18 protein-coding genes are annotated in these 26,260 nt (G+C 67.0%); 3 read left to right on the plus strand and 15 right to left on the minus strand.

Annotated features, from left to right (window positions below; translation table 11 throughout):
* Positions 1 to 59: 59 nt before the first annotated feature.
* Positions 60 to 1,613 (plus strand): FAD-dependent oxidoreductase, encoded by a 1,554-nt coding sequence (locus tag WEA80_06275; protein ID MEX1186177.1) that lies wholly within the window; start codon positions 60 to 62, stop codon positions 1,611 to 1,613.
* On the opposite strand, the gene WEA80_06280 is transcribed toward WEA80_06275, so the two are convergent.
* Entirely contained in the window at positions 1,567 to 9,783 is an 8,217-nt protein-coding gene (locus WEA80_06280; protein MEX1186178.1) for a glucoamylase family protein, read from the minus strand. The genes WEA80_06275 and WEA80_06280 overlap by 47 nt on opposite strands.
* Positions 9,784 to 10,023: 240 nt before the next feature.
* Positions 10,024 to 10,356, minus strand: coding sequence for a hypothetical protein (locus WEA80_06285; protein MEX1186179.1), 333 nt, complete (start codon positions 10,354 to 10,356; stop codon positions 10,024 to 10,026).
* Between the two features lie 161 nt (positions 10,357 to 10,517).
* On the opposite strand from WEA80_06285, the gene WEA80_06290 reads away from it, so the two are divergent.
* Positions 10,518 to 10,874: a hypothetical protein gene (locus tag WEA80_06290; protein ID MEX1186180.1), complete on the plus strand. Its 357-nt coding sequence runs from the start codon at positions 10,518 to 10,520 to the stop codon at positions 10,872 to 10,874.
* An 8-nt stretch (positions 10,875 to 10,882) separates the two neighbouring features.
* Here the strand turns inward: WEA80_06290 and WEA80_06295 are convergent, their stop codons facing one another.
* From WEA80_06295 to WEA80_06305, 3 genes are read right to left on the minus strand one after another with little or no spacing between them, the layout of a single operon-like run.
* Positions 10,883 to 11,389: a protein-disulfide reductase DsbD domain-containing protein gene (locus tag WEA80_06295; GenBank protein MEX1186181.1), complete on the minus strand. Its 507-nt coding sequence runs from the start codon at positions 11,387 to 11,389 to the stop codon at positions 10,883 to 10,885.
* Between the two features lies 1 nt (position 11,390).
* Positions 11,391 to 12,608 carry a dipeptidase gene (locus WEA80_06300; protein ID MEX1186182.1) on the minus strand — a complete coding sequence of 406 codons (1,218 nt, stop codon included), beginning with the start codon at positions 12,606 to 12,608 and terminating at the stop codon, positions 11,391 to 11,393.
* Positions 12,605 to 14,047, minus strand: a complete 1,443-nt coding sequence (locus WEA80_06305; protein MEX1186183.1) for a pyridoxal-dependent decarboxylase — start codon at positions 14,045 to 14,047, stop codon at positions 12,605 to 12,607. The genes WEA80_06300 and WEA80_06305 overlap by 4 nt, the downstream gene beginning before the upstream one ends.
* Positions 14,048 to 14,108: 61 nt before the next feature.
* Between WEA80_06305 and WEA80_06310 the strand changes: the two genes are divergently transcribed.
* A complete protein-coding gene (locus tag WEA80_06310; protein MEX1186184.1) occupies positions 14,109 to 15,284 on the plus strand; it encodes an AI-2E family transporter in 1,176 nt (391 codons plus the stop codon).
* Here WEA80_06310 and WEA80_06315 read toward each other — a convergent pair.
* The 10 genes from WEA80_06315 to WEA80_06360 all read right to left on the minus strand — a co-directional run bounded on the left by WEA80_06315 (position 15,217) and on the right by WEA80_06360 (position 26,257).
* Entirely contained in the window at positions 15,217 to 15,978 is a 762-nt protein-coding gene (locus tag WEA80_06315; GenBank protein MEX1186185.1) for a creatininase family protein, read from the minus strand. The genes WEA80_06310 and WEA80_06315 overlap by 68 nt on opposite strands.
* Positions 15,979 to 16,023: 45 nt before the next feature.
* The gene (locus WEA80_06320) at positions 16,024 to 18,129 is read right to left on the minus strand and encodes an acylase (protein MEX1186186.1); all 2,106 of its coding nucleotides are present in this window, start codon (positions 18,127 to 18,129) and stop codon (positions 16,024 to 16,026) included.
* A gap of 15 nt (positions 18,130 to 18,144) precedes the next feature.
* Complete coding sequence (locus WEA80_06325) at positions 18,145 to 19,245, minus strand: aromatic ring-hydroxylating dioxygenase subunit alpha (protein ID MEX1186187.1); 1,101 nt, start codon at positions 19,243 to 19,245, stop codon at positions 18,145 to 18,147.
* A gap of 3 nt (positions 19,246 to 19,248) precedes the next feature.
* Positions 19,249 to 20,646 carry an APC family permease gene (locus WEA80_06330; GenBank protein ID MEX1186188.1) on the minus strand — a complete coding sequence of 466 codons (1,398 nt, stop codon included), beginning with the start codon at positions 20,644 to 20,646 and terminating at the stop codon, positions 19,249 to 19,251.
* A 10-nt stretch (positions 20,647 to 20,656) separates the two neighbouring features.
* Positions 20,657 to 21,061, minus strand: coding sequence for a DoxX family protein (locus WEA80_06335; protein MEX1186189.1), 405 nt, complete (start codon positions 21,059 to 21,061; stop codon positions 20,657 to 20,659).
* The gene (locus WEA80_06340) at positions 21,058 to 22,416 is read right to left on the minus strand and encodes a TolC family protein (protein ID MEX1186190.1); all 1,359 of its coding nucleotides are present in this window, start codon (positions 22,414 to 22,416) and stop codon (positions 21,058 to 21,060) included. The genes WEA80_06335 and WEA80_06340 overlap by 4 nt, the downstream gene beginning before the upstream one ends.
* Complete coding sequence (locus WEA80_06345) at positions 22,413 to 23,630, minus strand: ABC transporter permease (protein MEX1186191.1); 1,218 nt, start codon at positions 23,628 to 23,630, stop codon at positions 22,413 to 22,415. The genes WEA80_06340 and WEA80_06345 overlap by 4 nt, the downstream gene beginning before the upstream one ends.
* Positions 23,627 to 24,394, minus strand: coding sequence for an ABC transporter ATP-binding protein (locus tag WEA80_06350; protein ID MEX1186192.1), 768 nt, complete (start codon positions 24,392 to 24,394; stop codon positions 23,627 to 23,629). Before WEA80_06350 ends, WEA80_06345 begins: the two co-directional genes overlap by 4 nt.
* A 2-nt stretch (positions 24,395 to 24,396) precedes the next feature.
* Positions 24,397 to 25,737 carry an efflux RND transporter periplasmic adaptor subunit gene (locus tag WEA80_06355; protein ID MEX1186193.1) on the minus strand — a complete coding sequence of 447 codons (1,341 nt, stop codon included), beginning with the start codon at positions 25,735 to 25,737 and terminating at the stop codon, positions 24,397 to 24,399.
* 151 nt (positions 25,738 to 25,888) lie between these two features.
* Positions 25,889 to 26,257: a metal-sensitive transcriptional regulator gene (locus tag WEA80_06360; protein ID MEX1186194.1), complete on the minus strand. Its 369-nt coding sequence runs from the start codon at positions 26,255 to 26,257 to the stop codon at positions 25,889 to 25,891.
* Between the last annotated feature and the right edge of the window lie 3 nt (positions 26,258 to 26,260).

Consider the following 26,260-nt stretch of genomic DNA (forward strand, 5'->3'; position numbering starts at 1 on the left):
TTAGTCACCAGTCACCAGTCACCAGTCACCAGTCACCAGTCACTAGTCACCAATCACTTATGAAGTCCTCCGGCTCCACCGTCTCCGTCTGGATGGATACCGCGGACGTGCCGCAGTTTCCGCCGCTCGCTTCCGACGCGCGCGCGTCGGTTTGCGTGGTCGGCGCGGGAATGGCCGGCATGATGACCGCGTACATGCTCACGCGCGCGGGCAGAAGCGTCATCGTCATTGACGACGGGCCGATCGGCGGCGGCGAGACCGGACGCACCACGGCGCACATAACCGCCGCGCTGGACGATCACTATCACGTGATCGAGAAGGTGCACGGAGCTGATGGCGCGCGATACGCGGCGGAAAGCCACACCGCCGCCATCAACCGCATCGAAGCGATCGTCGGCATGGAGGACATCGACTGCGATTTCGAGCGGCTCGACGGCTACCTGTTCCTCGGAGAGGGACACACCAGGGACCTGCTCGAGGACGAGCGGCGCGCGGCGCACGCCGCCAGGCTGATAGACGTCGAGCTGGTGGAGCGCGCGCCCATCGATTTCTGGGACACCGGGCCGGCGCTGCGCTTCCCGCGCCAGGCGCAGTTTCACTCGCTGAAGTTTCTCGCGGGCCTGGCGCGCGCGATCGTGCGCGACGGCGGGCAGATCTACTGCGGCACGCACGCCGAGCGCATCGAGGACGGCGAGCCGGCGACGGTGAAGACGAGCGATGGGCACGTCATCTCCGCCGACAGCATCGTGGTCGCCACCAACACCCCGGTCAACGATTGGGTCATCATCCATACCAAGCAGGCCGCGTATAGAACGTACGTCATCGGCATGGAGGTCCCGCGCGATTCGGTCCCCGCCGTGCTGCTCTGGGACACGCCGCGGCCGTACCATTACATCCGGATCCACCGGGCCGACCGCGCGGCCGACCCGGACGCGAGCGACATCCTTATCGTCGGCGGAGAAGACCACAAGACGGGGCAGAAGGACGACGCGGTTGAGCGGTTCCGCCACCTCGAGCAGTGGGTGAGCGAGCGCTTCCCCATGGCGGCCCACGTCGCGTACCGCTGGTCCGGTCAGATAATCGAGCCGGTGGACCACCTGGCGTTCATCGGCAGGAATCCGGGGACCGATCGCAACATCTACGTGGCGACCGGCGATTCCGGCAACGGCATAACGCACGGCGCGATCGCCGGGATCCTGCTCACCGATCTCGTGCTGAAGCGCAAGAATCCGTGGAAGAAGCTGTACGACCCGTCGCGCATCACTCTCAGAACCGCGCCCAGATTCACCAGGGAAAACGTGAACGTGATGGTGCAGTACGCGGACTGGTTAACCGGCGGGGATGTGGAGAAGGTCGAATCGGTGCCGGCCGGCTCGGGCGCGGTGCTGCGCGCGGGCGGAAAGAAGATCGCGGTGTATCGCGACGACGGCGGCGCGGTGCACATGTGCTCCGCGGTCTGCACGCACCTCTACTGCATCGTGGACTGGAACTCGGGCGAGAAGACGTGGGACTGCCCCTGCCACGGGTCGAGGTTCGACCCGTACGGCAAGGTTCTCAACGGTCCGGCTATAGCGCCGCTGGAGCCAGTGTCGAAGGACTCGGCGAAAGAGTGACGCGGACGCTGTGGCTCGTGCCGTCGTCGCGCAGCTGAATCACGCCGTCTTCCGCGGGGACGCCATCGACTGAGACCCCGGCGTCGTTCCCGTCGCCGTTCCTCGCCACGTCGATCTCGTACGTGCTCGCGCCGAACCGGTATGTGATGGAGAACCGCCCCCAGCTCGCCGGAATGCGCGGGTCGATGCGGAGCGTATCTCCCCGCTTGGTGAAGCCGAGGATCGCTTCCAGCGCGACGCGGTACATCCAGCCGGCGGATCCCGTGTACCAGGTCCAACCGCCGCGCCCGCTGTGCGCCTTCGCGCTGTACACGTCCGCGGCGACCACGTACGGCTCGACCTTGTAACGATCGATCCCGTCCGCGTCCCTCGCGTGCGTGATCGGATTGATCATCTGGTACAGCTCGTACGCCCGATCCCCGTCCCCCTGCAGCGCGGTCGCCAGAACGGCCCACAGCGCCGCGTGCGTGTACTGCGCTCCGTTCTCCCGGACGCCCGGCACGTAGCCGCGAATGTACCCCGGGTTGTGCGTCGTCTGATCGAACGGCGGCGTGAGCAGCAGCACCAGTCGCGCCTCCCTGTCCACGAGCCGCTCGTACAGCGACTGCATCGCCTGCTTCGCGCGCTCCGGCTTCGCCGCGCCCGAGATCACGCTCCAGCTCTGCGCGATCGAATCGATCTTGGCTTCGTCGCTTTCCTTCGATCCCAGCGGCGACCCGTCGTCGAAGTACGCGCGCCGGTACCACTCCCCGTCCCACGCGTGCCGCTCCACCGCCTGCACGTACGCGTCGGCCGTCGCGCGCAGCCCGGCCGCCGCCTTGGCGTCACCGCGGCGCTCGCAGATTTCCGCGAACGGCCGCAGCGTCGCGACCAGGAACCACGCGAGCCAGACGCTCTCGCCGCGGCCCTCGATTCCGACGCGGTTCATGCCGTCGTTCCAGTCCCCGCTGCCGATGAGCGGCAGGCCGTGCTCGCCCTTGGTGCACGCCCGCTTCAGCGCGCGCAGGCAGTGTTCGTACACGGACGCGTGCTCGTCGGTCGTCTCCGGCAGCTCGTAGACTTCGTCCTCGTCGGGATTGAGCTCCCGCATCGACAGGAACGGCACTTCGTCATCGAGGACGCTCTCGTCACCGGTGACCGTGATGTACCGGTCCACCACGTACGGCAGCCACACCAAGTCGTCCGAGAACCGCGTTCGCACCCCGCGTCCGGTCTGCGGATGCCACCAATGCTGCACGTCTCCCTCCAGGAACTGCCGCCCCGCCGCGCGCACGATCTGCTCGCGCGCCATCTCCGGCTCCGCGTACAGCAGTGCCGTAGCGTCCTGCAGCTGGTCGCGGAAGCCGTACGCTCCGCTCGACTGGTACACGGCCGAGCGGCCCAGCATGCGGCACGACACGGCCTGATACAGCAGCCAGCCGTTGAACAGCAGGTCGAACTCCTCGTCCGGAGTCGCGACCGTGATGACCGAGAGCCTTTCCTTCCACTCGGCGTTCGTGCGCTCGATGGCCGACGCCGCGTCCTCCGGCCGGCGGTGGCGCTTGACCGCCTCACGCGCGCCCGCCTCTCCGGCCGCCGCGCCGAGGAGGAAAACCACCTCGCGCGACTCTCCCGGCTCGAGGGTCAGCTCCGTCTGCAGCGCGGCGCACGGATCCACGGACGGTCCGGTCCTCCGCGTGAGCCCGCCGCGCTCGAGCGCGCGCGGGTTGCTGGTGCTCCCGTTTCTGCCCAGAAATTCCCGGCGGTCCGAAGTGAACGCCGTGAGCGGCTCGCTCATCGCCGCGAAGGCGACGTAGCGGGAGAAGTACGAATCGTACGAGTTGTGCGCGAGCACGGCGGACACCGAGTCGTCGAACTTCGTGATCACGTGATGCTGCGCCTGATCGCGCGTGACCCCGAGCACCCACTCCGAGTATTGCGTCAGGGTCAGGCGTCGCGCGATGTCGCGGTTGTTGCGCAGGACGAGCGTGCTGATCCGCACGGCTTCCGCCGGCGCCAGCCCAAGTCGCAGGAAAGTGTGGACTCCGTTGTGCTCGTGCTCGAACGTGGACCAGCCGGCCCCGTGCCGCACGGTGTACGGGGAGGCATCGCGTATCGGCGACGGTGTCGGGCACCACACTTCGCCCGTTTCCTCGTCGCGCAGGTAGATGCAGTCCGTCGACGGATCGCGAACGGGATCGTTGTGCCAGGGCGTGAGGCGGTAGAAGTAGCTGTTCTCCGCCCAGGTGAATCCCGAGCCCGCTTCGCTCACGCAGAATCCGCCCACCTCGTTGGCGACGATGTTCGCCCATGGCGCGGGCGGGAGATGGTCTCCGGTGAGCCGGATCTCGTATTCCCCGCCCGCTCCGAACCCGCCGAGTCCATTGAACAGCGTCAGGCCTTTGCCCTCGGAGATCGCCGTCTCCGACTTCCGCGGCGGGGCGACGGCCAGCGCCCGGCGCGGGGCGGGTAACGCCAGCGGGGCCGGATACTCCGGCTCCACGTCGGTGAACTCGAGAAAGTTCCCGAGACCGAGTCCGTCGCATTCCACGTGGATGCGCGCGAGGCTGCGGAGCAGCGTCATCTCGTCCGGCTTCAACAGGTCGCCGCGCCGGATGTAGACACCGCCGGGCCGGTCGAGGAGCGCGGCCTCGCTCGACGCCATCACCGTCGTCATGAGCTCTTCCTGCAGATGCTGCAGATAGCTCGCCGGCAAGTTGTTGATGATGACCAGGTCGGACGTGACGCCCTTCAGCCGCCAGTAATGGTGCGCGTTCAGCAGCTGCCGCACGCTCGGCATTCCTCCAACGGTGTCGATGGTCGCGAGCAGGATCGGCCAGTCGCCGGAAATCCCCTGCGGCCACAGCGTCTCCTGCGGATACGACACGGCGCGCGGCTTCTGCTCGGTCACGCGCAGGGCCGGGTGCGGGAACAGCAGGTGTCCCGCGAGCTGCTGGTACAGCGCCGCGTCCGCCGGACCGATCCCGAGATCGCGCAGCTCCGCCTGCGCCTGGGCCCACGACAGGTCCAGCGCCCGGCGCGCGCTGTACGAATCGTGATACAGGTCCGCGAGCTGCAACGCGCGCTGGCGGTCCTCGGCGGCAAGCGTGGTGAACGACACCCGCGCCGACCTCCCCGCCGGAATCCGCACGCGCACCCGCAGCGCGAATATCGGGTCCAGCACCGCGCCCACCGTTCCGGTCAGCTCGCCCTCCGGCTCCATGGCGGCCGGGAAGCGGCGGGACCTTCCGCGGCCGATGAAGCGGGCGCGGTCGGTCTCGTACGTGACTTCGCCCACCGTATCGGGCCCTACCGCCACGACGTGCGCGCACCAGATCGGCTGGTCCTCGTTGGAGCGCGGCCGGCGGCTCGCGAGGATGGCGCTGTTCTTCTCCAGCCACTCGGTCTCGACGAACAGGTTGCCGAACGCCGGATGCGCGCGGTCGTTGGCCTGCGGCGCCAGCACGATCTCGCCGTAGCTCGTCAGCTCGATCTCCTTCGCCGCCGACGACCTGTTGATGACGGTGACGCGCCGCACTTCCGCCGCGTCCTCCGAGACGACCGCGATTTCCGTGTACGTCTCGACGTCGTCGTCGCGGCGCGAGAACGACACGCGATCCGCCGAGAACACCACGCTGTAGCTCGACGGCGCGACGCAGGTCGGCTGGTACGACGTGGACCACACGCGCCCGGTGCCCAGGTCCTTCAGGTAGCACCAATGGCCATACGAGTCGCGCGTGCCGTCGGCGCGCCAGCGCGTGACGGCCGCATTGCCATACCGGCTGTATCCCCCACCGGCGTTGGTGACGAGAATCGTGTACGGCGGGTTGCCGAGGATTGCGATGCGCGGCTGCGATGTGTTGGGCGTGTCGATCTCGCGCGCGGCCGGCTTCTCGGTCTCGCGCGGCGCGCGCAGGCTGACCGTCTCGTCGCTCGGCGGATTCTGCGCGGTGAGCCGGCGCGGAATCCGCTCGTGCAGCATCAGCTCCGCGGAGCGCACCAGCGGGTCCGAATGGAAGCGGCGCTGCCACAGCTGCCGCTTGAGCGCGTTGGTCAGCGCGACCACGCTCATGCCCACGTGGTGCGTGAAGTAAGCGCCCACGACGGCGCGCTTGGTCCCGACCAGCGGACGCGTGTAGTCGATGGCCTCGCGGAATCCGTAGGGGCCGAGCGCGCCGTCGGCTTCGAGCGACGACAGGTTGCGGATCGCCTGGTGCGGCTCGACCAGCATCGCCAGCATCGTGGCGTACGGCGCAACCACGAGGTCGTTGCGCAGCCCGCGCTTGAGCGCGAGTTCCGGGACTCCGAAGCCGCGGTACTGGTACGTCTGGTTGCGGTCCCGCGCGTTGTAGCCGGACTCCGACATCCCCCACGGCACGCCGCGCTCGGCGCCGTACGCGATGTGCCGCCGCACCGCCCCGCGGTACGTCTGGTCCAGCAGCGTGAACGGGAACGACTGCATGACGAGGACCGGCATCAGGTATTCGAACATGCTCCCGCTCCACGACAGCAGCGTCTGCGTCCCCGCCCCCGTTGAGAGCGACCGCCCGAGCCGGAACCAGTGCTCGGGATCCACATCGTCCTTCGCGATCGCCATGAACGAAGCGAGCCGCGCCTCCGAGGCGAGCAGGTCGTAGAAGGAGTTGTCGAGCGTGTCGCTGCTCTGCCGGTAGCCGATGGAGAAGAGCTTCCGTCTCTCGTCGAAGAGGAACGTGAAGTCCATCTCCAGCGCGTAGTCGTTCGCGCGATTGGCGATGGCGAGCAGCCGCCTCTCCTGGTCCGGGAACGGCTTGCCCTTCTCGACGATGCCGAGGCAAGCCTGCTTCAGGGCGATCAGGTGGCCCGCGAAGTTGCCGCTGTCGACCGTCGAGATGTACGCGGGCTCCAGTACCCGCAGCTCCGACAGCTCGTACCAGTTGAAGAAATGGCCGCGGAAGCGGCGCATGCGCTCCAGCGCGCGGAACACGCGCTCGATCTGGTCGAGCATCTCGTCCCGGCCAATGAATCCCAGGTCCGCCGCGGAGACGGTGCTCAGCAGCTGCAGGCCGATGTTCGTCGGCGACGTGCGCATCGCGACCACGGGCGTCGGGTCTTCCTGAAAGTTGTCCGGCGCCAGTCCGTGCGTCTCCTCCGAGACGAAGCGCTCGAAGAAGTGCCAGTGCAGCCGCGCGTATCTGAATGCGGCCTGGCGCTCCCCTTCCGTCAGATGAACTTCGCGCGGAATCGCCGGCGCGCTCAGCGCGCTGGCGATGGCCGGGGATATCGTCCAGAGTCCGAGCGTCGTCAGGGCCACGATGAATGTCGGTATGTCGATCATCGAGCCGATCGCGTGCGCTCCGCCCGCGTCGGCAAGGAACAGCCATGGCCCGATCACCAGCGCCGCCGCGAGGGTCAGGCCCAGTGCGGGAACCGGCCACATCTTCCGCCACACTTCCCGCTGGCCGCCGCCCATCGTCCGCTCCACCTGCGACGCGGTCTGCCACTCGAGGAGATTCCTCTTCGTGACGGCGAGCCGGATCAGCGTGCGAATGATCGCGTCGGCGGATATCACGGCCTGGTGGGGAAGGAAGACCACCGCGAGCACGATCTGCTGCACGCTCACGATCCAGTCGCGCCAGATCGCCGCGTAGTACGCCGTCCACGACTGATCGGCCGGCGGCCGCAACGCCGCGAGCAGAACCGAGATGACCCACGGCATCGCGATGGTCGCGACGGTGATCACCGTCCAGAGAACCGCGTTGATGTCGAGCCAGAGCCACCCGCCCACGAGCATCAGCAGCTGCGCCAGCTCCACCACGCTGCGCCGCAGGTTGTCGAAGATCTTCCAGCGCGAGATCGTGGAGAGACGGTTGCGCATCGGCCCGTTCGGGCCGGGCACGGTGTCCCGCAGCCAGCCGGAGATTTGCCAGTCGCCCCGGATCCACCGGTGCTTCCGCCGCGTGAACGCCAGGTACCGCGTCGGATAGTCGTCGTACAGCTGAATGTCCGTGACGAGCGCCGCGCGACTGTAGGTCCCTTCGATGAGATCGTGGCTCAGCAGCCGGTTCTCGGGGAACCGACCCTCCGTCGCGTGCTCGAACGCCTCGATGTCGTAGATACCCTTCCCCGCGAAGCTGCCCTCGGCGTACAGGTCCTGATACACGTCCGAGACGGCGGTGGTGTAGGGATCCACGCCCGGATGCCCGGAGTGAATCGCGGCGAACCGGGAGCGATGCGCGCTCGTCAGCGAGACGCCGATGCGCGGCTGCATGATCCCGTACCCGCTCAGCACGCGGCCGTAGCGCCGGTCGTACACCGCCCGGTTCAGCGGATGCGCCATCGTTCCCACCAGCATCTGCGCCGCGTCCCGCGGCAGCACGGTATCGCTATCGAGCGTGATCACGTAGCGCGCGTCCTGCAGCGGCGCCGTATCGCCGACCATGACGGAAAACGCGTCCAGCGCTCCCCCGCGGAGGAATTTGTTGAGCTGCGAGAGCTTGCCGCGCTTGCGCTCCCAGCCCATCCACACGCCCTGCTTCGGGTTCCACAGACGCTGCCGATGGAAGAGATAGAACGCGTCGCCGATGCGGCCCGCCGCAGCGTACTTCGAGTTCAGCTCCCGAATGCCAGTGGCCGCGGTCTCGACTATCTCGTCGTCGCCCTCCCGATGCTCCGTCGGCGCGTCCGTGAAATCGCTGAGTATGGCGAAGTGGAGGAGCGGATCGCGGTTCGCGAGAAACTGCACCTCCACGTGCTCCAGCGCCTCCCGCACGGCCCCGACGTTTCCGAAAAGCGTCGGGACCACGACCACGGTCCGGCATTCTTCCGGAATGCCCGTCTCCCTGTACTCCATGCGCGGAATCGTTCGCGGCGGAAGCAGGTAGGTCACCAGCTGGTTCACGAGGTTGATCGCCACTTCGTTCAGCGGTATCGCCGAGAGCAGAAGCAGCACCGCCTGCTGCGCCGTACTCAGTGGATCGATGAGCTTCCACAGCAGGGCAAGGAAGCCGAGCGTCGCGATCGTTATCCCGCCGAAGTACGTCGCGTTCGGATGCCGCAGCACGAGCCGGTGCAGTCGCTCCCGCCACGACGGCATGTAACCCGTCCGCGCTTCCAGCCGGAGCCGTCCCTCGTCGACCAGGTAGAAGCCGACGTGCCGCTCGCGTCCTTCGCCCGTGCTCGCCATCTCGACAGCCAATCGGGCCACGTCTTCCTCAAACTGGCTCGATCGCTTGGCGATCCCTTCGATGATGTGCCGGTACTGGTCCCGGGAGCCGAACGCCATCCACGCGTAGTCGCCGCCCGGATCCCGCCGCAGCACGCGCTCCATGGCGCTCTGCGATTCCACGAACGACTTCCAATCGAGCCGGCTGATCGCCCGCAGGCTCATGATGCAGTTCACGACCGTGATCTGCGTCAGCGCCACGCGGCGGTTCGATCGCGTCACCGCTTCTTCCGTAGTCGGTCCGTCTTCCGCGATCCACTGCTCGAGCCACACGAGCGGCGTGAAGTTCGACTGGTATCCGCGCAGCTGCTGGAGGAACCGGGCGACGAACGTCGGTGTCAGCTTGGGATGGTGATCGACGAACTCCTTCAGCGCGGTGGACAGCGCCTGGTCCGACTGCTGGTTGGCGGTGTGCAGCCGGATCGCCCACAGATCCGCCACGGCGACCTCCCGCAGCCGCGCCTCCAGCCGCAGCGCCATTCGCCTGATATTCTCGACGAGCCCGAGGCGCAGCATCGCCGGAATCGCCCACAGCTCGCCGAGCTTCAGCGGCGCGACACGCTGGTACTCGCGCACGAACAGCGTGATGTTCTCGAGGTCGAGGTGGCCCTCGGTGTGGGCGATCAGCTCCGTCGCTACCTCGTACACCCGCGGATGATCCGCCAGCGGTCCGCCGGCGAGCTTCGGCAGCTCCTGGTAGTAACCGCGGGGGAGACTGGTTCTTACTTCGCGAATGTGCTCCTGGATGATGTAGAAGTTGTCCAGGAACCATTCGCCCGCCGGACTGATGTCCACCTCGCGCTCGGCGCCGTCATTGAGCGCGGAGTAGACGCGCGCCAGGATCTCGCGCGTGCCGTCGAGCCGCTGGAGCAGCGGCTCCGGCCCCCGGCGCTTCTGCGGCGGAGCCAGCCGGTGGGAGCGCGCGACATGACGCGCCCGCTCGGCCAGCCTGTCCGCGCCAAGCACTTCTCCCCGAATGGGCCCCACCAGCTCCTCGGCGCGACGTCCGCGGAAACGATCGATCAGCTCCGCGAGGAGATGTCGTCGGATTTTTGGAGGAAGTACGGTGGGCAGGAGAGAGCCTCGTGAAGCGCTTTGTGGCTGTTGGCTATTAGTTGTCGGCTAGTAGCTCCAGGTGTTGGCGATTGGCGTGCCGCGACGGCGAGGGCCGAATCCTGGCAACCAGCAATTAACCACGAACGACCACGGACTAACAGCCAAGACCCGTTATCTCCCGTAGTACGCCCTGATGCACAGCGTTATCAGTCGCTGCTTCACCAGCGTCTGCGCCTCCCGGTCGATCACGTGACGGGCCTCCGGCAGTGAATCCCAGACGTGCTTCAAGCTCACGACCAGTTGCTCCGCCCGTATCTGGCGGTGCCGGGCTTCGGTCACGACTTGGCGAAGAACCAGAGCTAGCTCAGGGTCGGCTTCATCGGGATGCTCGATGTGCTTGCCGAGGACCGAGCGCAGCCTGGCGACAGTCGCGCCGGAAAGTCCCCCTGCGGCCAATCCGCCCTTGCCTGCCGCTTCATCGGAAAAATCGGCGAGAAAACTCAAGGAAAAACGGAGAAATGGTGGGAGTGGCCATCTGTTTGCAGCGCGAGAGTAGGCAACATACAGAGGGGAACATATTGCGCAAGCTTCCCCTCCACGGGTTCGCGGCCTGCGTATTGCGGTCCTGCAAGGACTTTCGCCGTTCCGTCCTTCAATAGGTGTAGATGTCGGACCCGGTCTGCGTTCTCATCTTCGCCCGCGAGGAGCTGATCTCGGCTCTGCTTGCGCTGCTCGTCGAGACGACGGGCCATTCGGTCGTCTTCGCCGGGCCGGACGAGAGATCTGAAGAGGCCATGCGGCGGCTTCTTCCGCGGGTCGTCATCGTGGACTGCGATCACCGCGACTGCACCGGCGATCTCGTGAATACGGCGAACACGCTCGGCGCCCGGCTCATCCTGTTCAGCGCCTCCCGCGAGCCGGACTACGTCAGGAGAGCCGCGGCTCCATCCAACTCGCAGTCGTTCACCTTTCCCATCGGGCCCCCCGCGCTCGATTCGATGATCCGGCAGCGGCTGGCCTGACCTCGCGCTCAGCGCGAATCGATCACTACGGGCACCGCCAACGTCACCGTCTTCGGCGACAGGCAGATGGTGTCGTTACAAGCCTGATACAGCGCGCTTACCCGGATCTCCTGGCGCCCGGAGCTCCCCTCCGGAGGCACGCGAACCGGCAACGTGAACGAGGCTCTGCCGGGATACTTCTCGAGATCGATCCCGAAGACGCTGTCGAAAGATCGCGACGGCTCGGAGCTGCCGAGGGGCCCTGCCTGACGGAAGATCGTGCTGTCCGCGAGCCAGATCCTCGCGGGGATCGGTCCGCCCGCGGGTTGAGTCGCCGAATAGAAATACCAGCCTCGGCCTGATCGCGCTTCGACTGTGACGCGCACTACCGAACCTGGCGCGACCGTGTCCGGACCGTCGATCGACGCGGCCCACTTCACCGGCTCTTCGGTTTCTCCGCAGCCGGCCGCGAGTAGCGCGGCGCACAGCAGCGCGCGCGCGACCGAGCTCCGGTGCGTGGCGACGCGCGCCCGCACGTCAAAAATCCACGATGGTCTTGGTAGAAGCCGGTCTTCGCGAGCGTAGCTGGCTCGCCACGTTCTCCGCCGCGGCCATCGCGCGCAGCACGTTCTCGCCGGCGAGCTTCCGCAGATCGCCGTCGCTCCACCCGCGGCGGGCCAGCTCGGCGAACAGCGCCGGGTACGTGGACACGTCTTCCAGCCCCACCACGACCTCGCTGATCCCGTCGAAGTCGCCGCCGATGCCGACGTGATCGATCCCGGCCACGCGGCGGATGTGCTCGATGTGATCGGCCACCTGCGCGAGCGTCGCCTTCGGCCGCGGAGTCGAGCGCCACGCCCGGAACTCGGCGCTCGTCGTGTCGCGGCCAAGCCTCCGCCCCGCCGCCGCATGGTCGATCAACTCCTGCGAGATGAATCCGGGAACGAACGTCACCATCACCACTCCGCCGTTCGCCGGCAGCCGGCGAAGTATCGAGTCGGGCACGTTTCGCGGAACGTTCGCGAGGGCGCGCGCGGAGGAATGCGAGAAGATGACGGGCGCCTCGGAGACGTTCAACGCGTCGCTCATCGTCGCCGGTGAAGCGTGCGACAGATCAACGAGCATGCCGAGCCTGTTCATCTCGCGCACCACTTCCTCGCCGAAGCCCGTCAGGCCTCCGTGCCGCGCGGTGTCCGTCGCGGCGTCGGCCCAATCCAGCGTCACGTTGTGCGTGAGCGTCAGGTAACGCGCGCCGAGATCGTAGTACGCTCGCAGCGCGCCGAGCGAATTCTCCAGCACGTGCCCGCCTTCCATGCCGATAATCGATCCGATCCGCCCGCGCCTGAACTGGCGGCGAACGTCGTCGGCGGTCAGCGCGAGAGCGAACCGGTCGGGATATTTCGCGATCACGCGCCGCGCGATGTCGATCTGCTCCAGCTGCAGCCGGGCATAACCCGAGTCGCGCGCCTCTCCAGGAACGTACACCGACCAGAACTGTCCGCCGACCATCCCCCGCCGCAGGCGGTCGAGATCGGTGTGGCCGGAAGTGCGCAGCCGGAGGTCGTACGCCTCCACGTCCCGCGGGCGCATCTCGTGCTCCCGGATCGCCCAGGGCAGGTCGTTGTGGCCGTCCACCAGCGGCGTGCTCCGCAGCACGCGCATTGCGCGCTCCAGATTTCTGTCGCGCTGCTGCGCTTCGGCGCGGTCGGCCGCGACCAGGCAGAGCGCCAATGCGCAGGAAGTGACGATTCTCATAATCCCTTTGCCGTTTGTTCGAGAAGCTCCATCGCGCGGAGCACGTGTCGCTCGGTCGTACGGAGATTGCCAATGGCCAGGCGGAGAACCTGCGTGCCGTTGACCTTCGTTCCTGAAAGAAACACCTCGCCGCTCTCATTTACGAGCTTGAGCAGCTTCGCGTTGGCCGCATCCGCGGCGGCCGGCGCGAGCCCCGGCGGGTTGTACCGGAACACGACCGTGGACAGCTCCACCGGAGCGCACAGCTCGAACGTATCGGACTCTTCCGCCCAGCGCGCCACGATCTGCGCCAGCCGCATGTGCTCGCGCAGGCGCGCGATGATGCCGTCGGCGCCGAAGTACCGGAGCACGAACCACAGCTTGAGCGACCGGAACCGGCGCCCGAGCGACATTCCGTAATCCATGAGATTGGTCACGCCCGGCTCGGGCGTGTACAGGATCTCGAGCGGCAGCGCGAACGCCGCCTTGAGCGCGGCCGGCTCGCGCGTGTACAGCACGGAGCAGTCGATCGGGACGAACAGCCATTTGTGCGGGTTCACCACCAGCGAATGCGCCCGCTCGACACCGGCGAGCACATACCGCTTCTCGGGGACGATCGCGGCGACGCCGGCGTACGACGCGTCCACGTGCAGCCACATTCCTTCGCGCTCGCACACGTCGGAGATCTCGGGAACAGGATCGATCGAGGTCGTGCCGGTCGTGCCGGCGGTCGCGACCACCGCGAGCGGACGAATCCCGGCCGCTTTGTCTTCCGCGATCGCGGCCTCCAGCAGGTCCGCCCGCATCCGGAACCGCTCGTCCACCGCGATGTGCCGCAGTCCCTCGCTGCCCAGTCCGAGCGTGATCACCGCCTTGTCCACGCTCGAGTGCGCTTCCGTCGAGCAGTACACGCGCAGCCGCTGGCCGCCGATTCCGCGCTGGTGAATGTCGATGTCGGCGAACTCGCGCGCGGCGGCGAGCGCGTACAGCGTGCTCGACGACGCCGTGTCGGTGATCTCGCCGAACAGCGGCTCCGGCAAGCCCAGCAATTGCCGCAGCCAGTCGAGCGTCACCTCCTCGAGCTCCGTCACCGCGGGACTGCTCCGCCACAACATGCCGTTCGCGTTCAGTGCGGCGGTCAGCAGCTCGCCGAGAATCCCCGGACCCGATCCGGTGATGGCGAAGTACGCCATGAAGCCCGGGTGATTCCAGTGGGTTATTCCCGGCAGGATCTTGTCGTCGAAGTCGGCGAGGATCGTCGCCATGTCTTCGCCGGTACGCGGCGCCGAGCGCGGCAGCGCGGCGCGGATATCTCCCGGCCGCGCGCGGCTGAGCACGGGCGAGCGCTCCACGTCTTCGAGATAACGGGCGATTCGCTCCACGAGCATGTGTCCGTACCGGCGGAACTCCTCGGCGGGCATGTCGCCCGTATCGGGAGCCGGCCCTGCGTCGTCACCCATCGGCTTGCCCCGCTTCATTCCCGGCTATCACAACGGTGGCCATCACTATAAAATGGCACCCATGAACGGCCTGGGCACGACGCGCGACAAGACCGCGCTGCGGATAGTCGTCGGGTTGGGTGCGTTATACGTCGTCCTGCACCTGTTCTGGCGGACGCGCAACATCGTCCTCGTCGTCTTCCTCGGCGTCCTCTTCGCGATCGCCGTGAGCGCCGGCACCGATCGTCTGCAAAAGCTGCGGATCCCACGCGCCATCGGCGCCCCGCTGATAGTGCTCGCGTTCATCGGCTTGCTCGGAGCGTTCGGCACGTGGATAGGGCCGACCGTCCGGGAGCAGACCACCGAGCTCAGGCAGAAGCTGCCGGAGGCGCTCGACAAGCTCGAGAGGTGGGTGGAGGGACAGGGCGGCGGCGTCCTGGCAACCCTCCTGGGCGTGCCCAACGCCGATTCGCTCGCGCGGGCCACCGCGAATGGCCAGTCCCCGACGGCGCCGGTCCAGGTGGTGACGGAGGATCCGCAAGGGCTGCGCGACCGGATCATGTCGCAGCTGAGCGGCGCCGGACGCTATTTCCTTCCCGTGCTCGGCTCGACCCTCGCGGTGGTCGCTGCGATCCTTCTTGTGCTTTTCGTGACGATCTACGTCGCCGTCGACCCGGGATTGTATCAGCGCGGGGCGCTGCGCCTGCTGCCCCCAAGGAACCGCGAGCGCGCGGCGGTCGTGTTCGGCGCGATCGGCGCTACGCTGCGCAAATGGCTCGTGACCCAGCTGATCGCGATGGTCGTGATCGGCGTGGTGACCACGGGAGTCCTGCTCGCGCTCGACGTGCGCGCCGCCGTACCGCTCGGAATTCTCGCCGGACTCCTCGAGTTCGTGCCGACGCTCGGCCCGATCATCAGCGCGATCCCGGCGATCGCGATGGGCTTCGTGGATTCACCGGAAAAGGCGCTGTTTGTCACGATCGCCTACATCCTGATCCAGTTCCTGGAGAACCACATCCTGATTCCCGTCCTCATGAAGGAGGGAATCGATCTCGCGCCCGCGCTGACGATCGTGGTTCAGGCGTTGATGGCGATCGTGTTCGGCTTTTTGGGGCTCCTGGTCGCGGTTCCGCTGCTGGCGATGATCGTCGTCTGTGTCCGCGTGGGCCTGCTGCACGAGGAGCCGGACGTCATGAGTAAAGATCACTCGGATCAACCCGGGCCAACTCCTGCAGTAGTTCCGCAAGTTTCGACGTGACCGCGCTCGCGTAGCGCTCGCCCTTGTCGGCGGTCGCCGCTTTCGGATTCCCGATGCCCGTGTCGTCGGTGACCCGGGTCCATTTCCGCGGCGACCAGGCCCAACCCTCCCGCATCGCCGTGATCTTGGGCCGCCGCGCTTTGCCCTCGCCGGCTTCCGCGAGCGGACGCACCAGCTCCGGATGGCAGTGCAGCATCACGCTGGTCTCGAGCTCGCCGCCGTGATCGCCGAGGTCCTCGAAGTACTCCCGGCCGTCCACTATCTGCCACCAGTTGACCGCGCACAGAAATACACGCGTCGCGGGCTGCAGCTCGCGGATCATCTGCTTGAAGTCGTTGCCGCCGTGCCCGTTCAGGATCAGCAGCTTGTGGATTCCCTGCTGGTCGAGCGAGCTCACGACGTCGCGCAGCACCAGCGCCTGTGTGCTCGGATTCATGTTGATGCACAGCGGAATGTCGAGCTGGCCGGTGTTCACTCCGAACGGGATCGTCGGCAGCGCGACCACGCGCACGCCATCCGCCGATGCGAGCTTCGCCGACTCGGCCGCGAAGTAGTCGCACTCGTACACGTCGGTGCCGTACGGCAGGTGGTAGTTGTGCGCTTCCGTGGCTCCCCACGGCAGGATCGCCAAGTCGAATTTCGTGGCTGATACGGTCTTCCACGTCGCCTCGGCAAGAACGTAAGGTCTGGGCATCGTGCAAATATGCGAGCTTCTACAGCGCGACGCGCATTCCGATGCTCAGAACTGCTCGCGCATCTCCAGGTGCGCCAGAACATCCGCGCGCGCGCGCCATACCGGCTTGAGCTGCTTCGCCGAGAAGAGCGCGAGCTGATCGGTGCGATGCGGTGAGCCGGCACGCGAGGCGTTGCCGACGGCGATGATCGAGCGCGCGCGAACGGGATTGGAAAATTCGATCGCGGCTACGTAGCTGTCGCCGCCGACGGCGCGATACCTGGTTGGGCCCGCAGCTTCGTATCCGACGTTGCGGAACACCCCGTACGTTCCCGCCGCGCCGTTCGACGGCAGATCCAGCGTGCCGCGACGGATCCTGTACACGTCGCCCCACCGCGCGTCGATCGCGCCGAATCTCCGCGCTACCGTGGCCGCCGCCGTCTCGAGAGCGGCGACCGCGGCCGCGGGATCCGCCAGTCCGTCAGGCGTCGCGCGCGGCGCGTCCGCGCTCCACCGGCGGGCCCACACGCTCGAGCCGGCGGCGGTCCGTTGCCCGAGCGCGCGCCACCATTCGACGAACAGCAGCGCTCCCCTGCTGTCCACATCCGCACTCCGGTCCCATCGCTCGAGCACGGACGCGGCCTCCCGCACGGCGGCGCTGCCACTCGCCGCGGCCAGCGGCAGCAGGTCATCGAGCGCTCTGTCGGCTAGCTCCATTCTCGTGGAGTGCTTGTATCCCACCAGCTCGTCGTAGGTGATGCTCGGATCCGCTTCGAGCATCGCGACGGATCGCTGCGCGCGCAGCGACATGGCTCTCGTCGCCAGGTACGCGGGAAATCTCGCGGGGTCGAGCGCGACCGGGAACGTGGACCACCACGGCGGATCGTTCGCGTTCTGCACGTATCCGCTCGGCGGATCCACGACTTTCGGCATGTCGTCGAAGCCGTGCACGGTCGTCCAGAGATTGGCGGAGGTCACGCCGGGGACGATTCCCTCCCAGTGCGCGCGTGTGCCCGCGGTCCGCACCGGGGTGTTTCCCCCGTAGAAGTACATGATGTGGCCGTCGCGATCGGCGTAGGTGATGTTCTGCCCCGTGATCAGGTTCGGCCTTATCGCCGCCTGGAACTCGGCGAGATTTCTCGCGCTCCCCATGTTCCACCACTGCTCCAGCACCCGCGGCATGTCGAGGCCGACGACGCGCAGCGCCACGGCCTTGCCGGGCTTGTCCGCGACGACGGGCCCGTGAATCGATCGGCGGATCAGCAGAGTATCGGTGCGCGGTGTCGGGCCCCGAATCGGTATCAGCTGCCTCTCGGTCTCGAACGCGCGGACGCCACCGTCCCACCTGTAGCCGCCCGACTCCAGGGTCAGCTCGTACAGGTCGTTACCGTCCTGCGTGTTCACGGTGTGCGTCCAGCCCAGTTGGTCGTTGAAGGCGATCTGCAGAACCGGACTGCCGACCAGCGCCGCGCCATACAGGTCGAGTCCCGGCATGACGATCTGCGCTTCCATCCAAGTGAAGAAATCGGTCCAGGGCAGGTGAGGGTTGGCCAGCAGCATCGCGTTGCCGCTCGCCGAGCGTGATGGCGCGATGGCCCACGCGTTGGACCCGCGCTCTTTCCAGGCCCGCGTGTCTTCGTCGGCCTGATCCCGGGAGGCGATGAATGCCGCCAACGAGGTCCGCTGCACGTGGCCGATCACGTCTGTCTCGACGATCGGCAGCGCGGCTCGCACCGAGTCACCCACCATGTCCGGATGTGCCCGGGCAAAGGAATTGATCCCGTCGACGAACGCGGATATGTGTGCGCGCATCTCCGGTAACTGCGCCGCGAGCCATTCGGTCGACCGTCCGGGGATGCCCATCGTCCACGTCCACCGGTCGGCTTCCAGATAATCCGCGCCGAGCAGCTCCGCTCCGCGCCCGCGCGCTTGCGCGTACAGCCGGAGCAGCAGATCGCCGTGATTCCGCATCTGCGCCCAGCCGAGCGCGCGCGCCAGAGCGTTGCGGTCGCTCGCGAAGATGTGGGGCACGCCGTAGCTGTCCCACAGGATCTCCGCGCCGCCCGTGCGGCTCGCAATCACGCCGGAGTTGACGGGCGTCGAGCACGCGGCGAGCAGCGCGGCCGCCGCCGCTCCGCGAATCACGAGTAGGACACGGGCCGTGTTTTTCATTGGATGAAGTCAAGTTTACCGCGCGCCCTGGCTCATGAAGCGGGCGAGCAGCCTGTGAAAATGATGAGTTCCAGTTTCGCGCTTCGGCGAGTACCGGCCGCGATCGTACAGCCGCGAGCGCACGCCGGCCTGCACGGACTCGACGACCTCCTCGTCTTCCATCTCCACGAGGTGGAGCCCGGCGCCTACTCCCTTGTCCCGCAGATCCTCCCGCCACACGTACGAGATGAACGAGACTTTCGTGCGCGCGGGGCCGAGTGGCTGCACGACGTTCACGGACAGCCCCCACGGATAGAAGTTGAGCATCAGGTTGGGGAACAGCCAGAAGTACAGCGCCGCCAGCGATTGCCCGTGCTCCGGCTGGCCGGCGGGCAGCTCGAACACCGTCTCGCCGGGCTTCGCGAAGCCGAGCTGCAGGCTGCCGTACTCGAACAGCTCCGTGCGGTACGCGCCGTAGTCGAGCTGGTCGGACAGGCCCGCGTGCACGTACGGGATGTGAAATTCTTCGGAGTAGTTGTCGACGTACAGCGCCCAGTTCGCGTCGATGACGTAATCCCGCGACGTCGGCGCGTGCAGCGTGAACGTATCGAGCGGCATCCAGTCGGTCCGCTCGCGCACCGGCTTGATCCAGTCGTCGAAGCTCATCCCCGGCTCGAGCGCGGTGAACGCGAGCGGCCCCCATTCCCCGAGCGGCAGCCTCGGCAGGTTGTCGGCCGCCGAGGGAAATCCCTCCGCCCCCTCGAACTCCGGCATCGCGGTGAAGGTGCCGTCGAGCGCGAACCTGCGCCCGTGATACCTGCACCGCAGCGTCTTCATGTGGCCTTCGCCTTCCACCACCAACGCGCCGCGATGCGTGCACACGTTCGACAGGCAGTGCGCGGTGCCGCTCTCGTCGCGCGTGAACACCAGCGGCTCGTCCAGGCATCCTTCGAGCAGCTTGAACGGGAGCACGTGCCCGGGCGCGCGCGCGCCGGCTACGTCCGGCACCGCCTGCCAGGTCCGCGCGAACACGCTGTCCTTCTGCAGATCGTAATACTCGCGTGCGTGATACACGTCGGCCGGCAAAGTCGACGCTTTGGCGATGTCCGCGTGGATCTCGATCGGGAGCGGAGTCATGCCCTAAACTATCCCGCGGCTCGCGGAGATTCGACGTGCGCGCTCGCTCCGCGCGTAAATGGCGGCGCCGGAGACGAGCAGCAATGCGGTAAGCCCGACGATCTTTCCGACCGCCAGCGGCTTGTTGGCCTCGTCCGCGGCCGGGATGAACGCCAGCACGAGGGCGACGAGCGTGGTGGCGAATCCGAGGACGGCGACGGGAATCGTGCCCCGCGCTCCACCCGGGATGGTGAACGCGGCTTCCGGTGCCGGCTCGCGGCTCAGCCGGATCATGGCGGCAAACATGAGCAGGAACGGAATGAAGTAGGCGATTATCGACATGCTGATCATGACGTTGTACGCGCCGCGGATGTCGGTGCCGGCCTGCCCCACGACGATCAACACCACGGTGATCGCTGCCTGCGCCAGCATCGCGACGTAAGGCGTGCCGTACCGCGGGTGCAACTTCCCGAACGACGCCGGCAGCCGGCCCTCGAGCCCGGCGACGAACGGCAGCCGCGCGACGGCGGTGAGCCAGGCGCCCACCGCTCCGACCGCGCCCACAGTGATGAACACGGCAGCTACCGGAGCGATACCCGCGGCGTCGACCCGCCCGGCTACACGGGTGATGGCCTGCATGATTCCCGGGATCCCTCCGACTTCCGCCGCGGGGATCGCCACGAGAATGGCGATGGTGCCCAGCACGTACAGCGTGACGATAGTGACTCCGGCGATCGCGATCGCTCGCGGAATCGTGCGCCGCGGATCCTTGACCGACCTCGCCATCATCGAAGCGGTCTCCACGCCGCCGAAAGCGAACGCGATCGTCGACCAGAACCATACGTCCTTCAACGCCAGCGGCGGCATGGACGTGGGGAGCGAGAAGCTCGTAGCGCTGCCGAACCGCGCGGCGCCGATCATTCCCAGCGCTATCAACACGAGCGCCGGAATCCAGACTCCGACAGCGCCGGCGTTTTGTACCCACTTCCCGACGCGCATGCCGGCGACGTTCGGGAGCACGGCGATAGCGAGTCCGATGACGGCCGCGATGATGAAATACGCGGGACTCGCGGCGAGCCCGGTATCTTGCGCGCCGACCACGAACAGCGCGTTCCCCGCCGCGAAGTAGAGCACGCCCGGGAAATACGGGATGTTGGACATCCAGTACGTCCAACCGGTCATGAATCCGGCGAAGTCGCCGAACGCGCGGCGGCTCCAGACGTACATCCCGCCCTCCTCCGGGTACCGCGACGACAGCTCGACCACGCACAGCGCCAGCGGCAGGAACAGCGTCAGGCAGGCGACGATCCAGATTACGATCGCGCCCGGGCCCGCCGCGGCCGCGACCGGCAGCCAGCGGAGATTGAAGACGGCAACTATGTAGAAGAGGACGAGGTCGCGCAGCGTGAGCGTACGCGGCAAGTCCGACAGGCTACCCGGCGGCTGCTCCGTGCTTCCTGCGTCGGAGGAGCGCGTCGAGACTCCAGGTCCCGGGCCCGTGCGCGGCGAAGAAGAGGAAGATGAAGCAGTAAAGCGCCGCAAGCTCTCCCCGGTTGAGAATAGGCCAGAAGCCGCCCGGCAGGTGCCGCCAAAAATACGCCACCGCCATCTCGCCGGAGAGAATGAAGGCCACAGGCCGGGTCAACAATCCGAGCGCGATCAGCGCACCGCCAAAGAACTCCAGAATGCCGGCCACTCCCGTTATCGACGCGATGTCGGTGACCTGTCTGCCCTCCAGCCAGCCGAACAGCTTCTGCGCGCCGTGCTGCATGAACAGCAAGCCCGCCATTATTCGCAGCAGATTGTGGCTGATCTCGCGGAACGGCCCGCCGGTCATCTCACGGTCTCCGGATTCAATACGCCTATGTAGTAGTCCATGAGCGTGCGCTGGAAGAGCAGATTGTACCGCGCGCTCACGATCGCGCTCGCGGCCTGCACACCCACCGCCCGTGCCTGAGTCAGCTCGACCAGCGTCGCCGCTCCGACCTCGTACCGCTCCTGCACGGTCTGCAGCGCGAGCTCGGCCGCGCGCTGCTGCGCCTCCGCCGCGCGCAGCTGCTCCTGCGCCGACTGGAAATCGAGCTGAGCCCGCCGCACCTGGAGCGCTACTTCCTGCCGCCGGTCCTCGACCGAGATGCGCGCATTGTCGGCGGCGATGCGCGCCCGCTGTGTGGCAATTGACGTTCCCGACCGATCCAGGATCGGCAGCGACAGTCCCAGACCTACCGACCCGCCGCGGCGCTGATCGAGCTGATCGACGAAGTTCAGCTCGGTGGCGCTGCTGTACGCCGTGTTGTAGCCGGCCGTGAGCGAGAGCGCCGGCCTTCTCCCCGCGCGCGCCGCGCGCAGTCCCTGCTCCGCCGCCTCCAGCCTGATCTCTTCCGCTCCAAGGTCCACGCGCTGCGCCAGCGCGCGGACGAGCAGGCTGTCGAACTGATACTGCTGCGCCGAGGCGGCCTCGTCGAACTCCGGCGCGACGAACTCGTACTCGCCCCTCGGATCCAGCTGCAGCGTCTGCATCAGATCCACCTCGGCGAGCTGTGCCGCGCGATCGGCGTCCACCACCGCCAGCCGCGAGCTCGCCACCACCGCCTGCTGCTGGTATAGATCGGCGATCGGCCGCGAGCCGGCTTCCACGTACTCATTGATTTGCGCTTCGAGTGCTTCCTCCGCGGCCAGGCTCTGCCGTCGAACCCGCAGCTGCTCGCGATTCTGGATCAGGCCGAGAAAGTTCGTCGCCACGGTGAACACCACCGTCTGCCGCGTTCGCTCCACGTCCAGATCGCCGGCCTCGGCGCCCAGCCTCGCGGCCCTGATCGACGGCGAGACCGACGCGTCGTACAGCAGGAAGCTCGATTGCACGCCCGTGTTCACCGTCTGTGTGCTGCGGTTCTCGACGCGTCCTTCGCTCTGGTTGAACGTGCGGCCGTAGGTCTGCGCGGTCGAAGCGTTGTACCTGAAATCGGGCACGCGCTGCGCTCGCTCCTGCCGCAGCGCCACTTCATCGAGCTCCGACGCGTTACGCGCGAGCTTGAGCGCGGTGTTCCGATCCAGCGCTATCCTGATCGCGTCGCGGAAAGTGATCACCTGAGCCGTTTGCGCCTGAAGCCCGGGCGCCCCCAAAAACATCACCGCGCCAAGTGCCGTCCAGCACGCAGCACGCAGCACGCAGCACGCAGCCTTGTTTTTCATTCGTACCTGAGAGCCTCGATTGGATTCAGCGACGCGGCTTTGCGCGCTGGATAAAAGCCGAAGAAGATTCCGACGGCCGCGGAGAACACGACCGCGATTGCGACCGCTTCGGGCGGAGTGGCCGTGCTCCACCCGGTCATCTTCCCGAGGATCGCCGCGCCCGCGAAGCCGACGAGCAGGCCGATGATTCCGCCGAGCAGGCTCATCACCACGCTCTCGATGAGGAACTGCGTCAGCACGTCGGAGCCGCGCGCGCCGATCGCCATCCGGATTCCGATCTCCCGTGTCCGCTCGGTGACGGATACGAGCATGATGTTCATGATGCCGATTCCGCCGACGAGGAGCGAGATCGAGGCGATTGCGGCCAGCAGATACGACATCACTTGCGTCGTGCCGGAGGCGGCGTCCGCCAGCTCGGTCTGATTCCGGATCGTGAAGTCGTCGTCGTCGTCCGCGCCGAGCCGATGCGATTCCCGCAGCAAGATCCGGATCTCCTGCTGCGCTGCCGGTATGTCGGTCGGCGAGTAGGTCGCCGCGAGAATCTGCCATACGCGTGCCCAGCCGCTGAGCCGGGTCTGCGCCGTGGTATAAGGGACGACGATCACGTCGTCCTGGTCCGTTCCGCTGGCGGTCTGTCCCTTCGTCTCCAGCACGCCGATCACGGTGAAGGGAACTCCGCGAAGCTGCACCTGCTGCCCGACCGGATCGGCGCCGAGAAAGAGATTGGTCGCCACCGTGCTGCCGAGGACCGCGACCTTGCGCATGGAGCGCACGTCCGTCTCGGAGAAGAACGTTCCCGACTTCAGCGGCCAGTCGCGGATCGTCTGCCAATCCGTGGCGACGCCGTTGATGATCGTCCGCCAGTTTCCCTGTCCGCCGATCGCCTGCGCGCGCGTAAAGATCACCGGCGTCACGCCCGAGAGCTGGCCGCCCTCGCGCTTCAGCTTTTCCGCGTCGGCCAGCGAGAGGCGGTTGAACGTGCCCGCGCCCTGGCTGACGCCGCCCTGCTGGCTGGAGCCGGGCGTGATCACGATCATGTTCGTGCCGAGATTCTGGATCTGCTGCTCGATGCGCGACTGCGCCCCCTGCCCTACCGCGACCATTACGATCACGGCGCCGACGCCGATCACGATGCCGAGCATGGTGAGCAGGCTCCGCATCTTGTTCTTCAGGATGCTCTGCACGGCGACTTTCACCAGCACCGATTTTCTCATGGGGCCGCCACCAGCTCCTGGTCGGGGAGCTCGCTGAGGTCCGAGCGCGCGACGTGCCGATCCCGAACGGGCTCGTCCCGGATGATCCTGCCGTCGCGCACCTCGACCTCTCGCTTGGCGTACCGCGAGATGTCGTGCTCGTGCGTCACCAGCAGGATCGTTATCCCCTGATCGTTCAGCTCCTGGAAGAGAGCCATCACCTCGACCGACGTACGGCTGTCCAGATTTCCGGTCGGTTCGTCCGCGAGGAGGAGCGCCGGCTCGGTGACGAGGGCGCGCGCAACCGCCACGCGCTGCTGTTCCCCGCCGGACAGCTCGCTCGGATGGTGGTCCATCCGGTCGCCGAGACCGACCCGATCGAGCGCTTCAGCGGCGAGCGCCTTCGTGTCCCGCTTGCGGCCGGAGTGATCGTACAGCAGCGGCAGCTCGACGTTGTCGAGCGCGCTCGTGCGCGACAGAAGATTGAAGCCCTGGAAGACGAACCCGAGCTTCTCGTTCCGCAGCTGCGCCAGCTCGTTGCGCGTGAGACCGTCCACGCGAATCCCGTCCAGGTGGTAGCTGCCCGACGTCGGAGTGTCGAGGCAGCCGAGGATGTTCATGAGGGTGGACTTGCCCGAGCCGGAAGCTCCCATGACCGCGATCAGCTCGCCGCGCTGAACCTCCAGGTCCACGCCCCGCAGCGCGCGGACCTTGTTCTTTCCCATCTCGTACACCTTCGTCACCGACTCGACGTGAATGACGGGAGGGATGCTCTCGTTGGCCATCATCAGAACCCGCCCGGGCCGCGACGCGTTTGTCCGGCTGCCTGGAAAGGGCTGGCTGCGCCGGCCGGCTGATCGCTCTGCGTCACCGCGACGATCACCTGCATGCCCTCGGTGATCCCCTGGCCGCGAACTTCGGTCTTCTGTCCGTCGCTCAATCCCGTGCGTACCCTGGCCGCGCCGAGCTTCCCGTCCTTGTCCACGTACCAGAGCATGACCATGTCGTTCGGTCGCGGAGTGCCCGCGCCCGGACGTGCCTGCCCTCCGGGTCCGCCCGGCGCGCCGCCACCTCCGCCAGCCTGCCGGCGCGCGGCGATGAACTGCGCGCGGCGCGCGCTGTCGGTCGCGGCGCCGGAATCGCGCCGGCGCGTCGTGTCACCCGCGCCATTGCGCGCAACCTCCATCTGTCCCCGCACCTGCTCCAGCATCGCCGTCGTCGGACGCACGCGGAGCGCGGCGTTCGGGACGAGCAGCACGTTCTTCGCCGCGCCGGTGAGGAAATCGACCGTCGCGGTCATGCCGGGGAGCAGTTTGGCGCTCGAGTTGTCCACCTCCACGACAGCTGTGTAGTTCACCACGTTCTCCTGCGTGACCGACTGCAGCCGTACCTGCCGCACGGTCCCGCGGAAAGTCTCGTCGGGATAGGCCTGCACGCTGAAGCGGACTTCCTGCCCGTCCTTGATCAGACCGATGTCGCTCTCGTCCACCGACGCGAGGATCTGCATCTGGGAGAGGTTGTTCGCGATCAGGAACAGCTGCGGCGCGGAGAGGCTCGCGGCCACCGTCTGGCCGACGTCCACGTTGCGTTCGACCACGATCCCGTCGATCGGCGCGTAGATCGACGTGTACGACAGATTCTGCCGCGCGCGATCCAGCGTGACCTGCGCCGACTTCACCGACGCGTTGGCGATCGCGAGCGTGTATTGCGCGTTGTTGAACTCGGCTTCAGTGAGGACCTTGCGATCGAACAGCTGCTTGTTGCGATTGTACTCGCGCTGCGCCTGGGCCCGCTCGGCCTGCGCGCGCTCGAGACCGGCGAGCGCGTCGCGCACCGCCTGCTGCTGCAGCGTCGGATCGATCCGCGCGATCAGCTGTCCCTTGCGCACGCGGTCGTTGAAGTCAACATGGATCGCGGAGACCTGCCCGGAGACCTGTGTGCCGACCTGCACCGTCGTCACGGCTCCGAGCTTACCCGTGGCGGACACGGAAGCTTCGAGATCGCCACGCTCGACGGTCGCGAACCGGTAGGGAGACTCCTTCTCGGAGTTGGCCCGGCTCACCATCCAACCGGCGACGACGATAACGAGCAGCGCGGCACCCGCCGCGATCATGCGCTTTCTTTGCATTAAGTCCTCAAGATTTGTCTGGCGGGCGCTCGAGCGCGACGTGCTCGGCGCCGTCTCCCGAACTACGGGCGAGGGGGGTGATTCGTTGGTTGGACGACCGCAATAACCGTGCGTTAACCCCTTATGCGGCCTTGAGCTAACCGCGAAGGCCCTACCGGTTGAACCGGTGCATGAGGTCCAGAAGCTCGTCGTACATGGCTTCCGCCTCGCTCTCCCCCGCCCGGATCGCGGATGTCGCGCAATGCTTCAAATGATTCCGCATCAGCTCGCGGCCGACCCCGCGCAACGCCTCGTTGACCGAGGAGATCTGCGCCATGATGTCGGCGCAGTAGCGATCCTCCTCGATCATCTTGTGCAGCCCGCGCACCTGGCCCTCGATTCTGCGGAGCCGCTTCAGGTTTCTGATCTTGGCGTCGGGATCGACGGCCGCGGCCTTCCGGCCCGGCTCGTTCCGGTCTTCCACTCCGCAGCCACACGCCACCGCTGCTTCTCCCGCTCGTGCCTTTCCTTGGGGAGCCATCGC

This window comes from Gemmatimonadaceae bacterium (assembly GCA_040882285.1).
Taxonomy (GTDB): Bacteria; Gemmatimonadota; Gemmatimonadetes; order Gemmatimonadales; family Gemmatimonadaceae; genus JACDCY01.

What these genes read in the sequence shown, in the direction of transcription:
- WEA80_06275 (MEX1186177.1), top strand. Translation starts at nt 60, where the DNA reads ATGAAGTCCTCCGGCTCCACCGTCTCCGTCTGGATGGATACCGCGGAC.
- WEA80_06290 (MEX1186180.1), top strand. Translation starts at nt 10,518, where the DNA reads ATGTCGGACCCGGTCTGCGTTCTCATCTTCGCCCGCGAGGAGCTGATC.
- WEA80_06300 (MEX1186182.1), bottom strand. Translation starts at nt 12,608, where the DNA reads ATGAGAATCGTCACTTCCTGCGCATTGGCGCTCTGCCTGGTCGCGGCC.
- WEA80_06305 (MEX1186183.1), bottom strand. Translation starts at nt 14,047, where the DNA reads ATGGGTGACGACGCAGGGCCGGCTCCCGATACGGGCGACATGCCCGCC.
- WEA80_06310 (MEX1186184.1), top strand. Translation starts at nt 14,109, where the DNA reads ATGAACGGCCTGGGCACGACGCGCGACAAGACCGCGCTGCGGATAGTC.
- WEA80_06315 (MEX1186185.1), bottom strand. Translation starts at nt 15,978, where the DNA reads ATGCCCAGACCTTACGTTCTTGCCGAGGCGACGTGGAAGACCGTATCA.
- WEA80_06320 (MEX1186186.1), bottom strand. Translation starts at nt 18,129, where the DNA reads ATGAAAAACACGGCCCGTGTCCTACTCGTGATTCGCGGAGCGGCGGCG.
- WEA80_06325 (MEX1186187.1), bottom strand. Translation starts at nt 19,245, where the DNA reads ATGACTCCGCTCCCGATCGAGATCCACGCGGACATCGCCAAAGCGTCG.
- WEA80_06335 (MEX1186189.1), bottom strand. Translation starts at nt 21,061, where the DNA reads ATGACCGGCGGGCCGTTCCGCGAGATCAGCCACAATCTGCTGCGAATA.
- WEA80_06340 (MEX1186190.1), bottom strand. Translation starts at nt 22,416, where the DNA reads ATGAAAAACAAGGCTGCGTGCTGCGTGCTGCGTGCTGCGTGCTGGACG.
- WEA80_06345 (MEX1186191.1), bottom strand. Translation starts at nt 23,630, where the DNA reads ATGAGAAAATCGGTGCTGGTGAAAGTCGCCGTGCAGAGCATCCTGAAG.
- WEA80_06350 (MEX1186192.1), bottom strand. Translation starts at nt 24,394, where the DNA reads ATGGCCAACGAGAGCATCCCTCCCGTCATTCACGTCGAGTCGGTGACG.
- WEA80_06355 (MEX1186193.1), bottom strand. Translation starts at nt 25,737, where the DNA reads ATGCAAAGAAAGCGCATGATCGCGGCGGGTGCCGCGCTGCTCGTTATC.
- WEA80_06360 (MEX1186194.1), bottom strand. Translation starts at nt 26,257, where the DNA reads ATGGCTCCCCAAGGAAAGGCACGAGCGGGAGAAGCAGCGGTGGCGTGT.